Source organism: Streptomyces sp. CNP082, assembly GCF_059570535.1.
The window spans coordinates 1-1,310 of record NZ_JCANSZ010000096.1; the positions used below are offsets into that span (position 1 = coordinate 1).

Annotated in this window: 1 protein-coding gene (running past one end of the window); it reads right to left on the reverse strand. The window is 74.2% G+C overall.

Annotation, left to right across the window (positions count from 1 at the left end):
• The coding region annotated (locus B124_RS35620) for an amino acid adenylation domain-containing protein (RefSeq protein WP_496507170.1) crosses the window boundary (this coding region is incomplete at its 3' end): on the reverse strand, window positions 1-1,310 show 1,310 of its 5,637 nt. The annotated region continues 4,327 nt past the right edge of the window.

The window sequence follows — 1,310 nt, forward strand, 5'->3', positions numbered from 1 at the left end:
CTGTATCTCCTGGAGGCCGAGGTGCTGGTGTGCCATCAGCGCGGACTGCCGCCGCTGCAACTCCGCCAGCATCTCCACCACACGCTGCCCACCCTCCAGCCTCACCCGCACCGGCAACGTATTGATAAACAACCCCACCATGGCCTCCACACCCGGCAACTCCGCCGGACGACCCGCCACCGTCGCACCGAACACCACATCCGAACGACCCGCCAACCGCGCCAACACCAACGCCCACGCCCCCTGCACCACCGTGTTGACCGTCAACCCCCACCCACGCGCCCACACACCCAACAAACCCGTCGCCTCCGCCGAGAGCCCGACGAGGCACTCCTCCGGCACGACCGGCTCCCGGCCGCCCGCCGCGGGCGCAACGAGCGTCGGCTCGTCTACGTCGGCCAGCTCCGCCCGCCACGCCTCCCGCGCCGCGGCCTTGTCCTGCCGCCCCAGCCAGGCCAGATAGTCGCCGTACGAGGCCGCCGGCTTGGGGCCGGAGTCGGTGCGCCCGGCCGCGTACGCCTCGGAGACCTCGTTGAAGACGACCGGCATGGACCAGCCGTCGGCCAGGATGTGGTGGCTGGTGATGACCAGCCGGTGCGCGCGGTCGCCGAGGCGGATCAGCAGGAACCGCAGCAGCGGGGGCCGCCCCAGGTCCATCGGCTGTTCCAGCTCCTGCGCCGCCAGCCGTTCCACCGCGCCCGGCGCGCCCGCCTCGGCACCCGACAGGTCCTCCTCCCGCCAGGGCAGCGGCACGTCGCGCTCGACGACCTGCACCGCCTCGCCCGACGCCAGCCGGTGGAAGCTCGCGCGCAGCGCGGTGTGGCGGGCCACGACGGTCTCCCAGGCGGCACGCAGGCGCCGGGTGTCCAGGGGGCCGTCGAGTGCCAGGACACGCTGGCTCTTGTAGACGTCCGGGCTGTCGTCGTCGTATGTGGCGTGGAAGAGCATGCCTTCCTGGAGGGGCGAGAGCGGCCAGATGTCCGCGGGTGCGGGCACGGCCGCTTCCAGCTCCTCGACGACGTCCTGGGTGAGGGCGAGGAGCGGGAAGTCAGAGGGGGTGTGGCCGCCTGCGGCCGGGTCCTCGGTGTGCGCGGCGAGGCCGGCCAGCAGCTCCAGCCAGGCCGCGCCCAGCCGTTCGGCGTCCGCGTCGTCCAGCAGCCCGCCGGCCCACGACAGCGTGACCGTCAGCTCGGGGCCGGCCGGGGAGTCGCGGACGGCAGCGCTCGCCTCCAGCGCGTGGGCCAGCGGCAGGCCGGGGGCGACGGAGCCGCCGACCGCCCTCTCGCCGNCCGGCTGCCAGGCNCGTACGG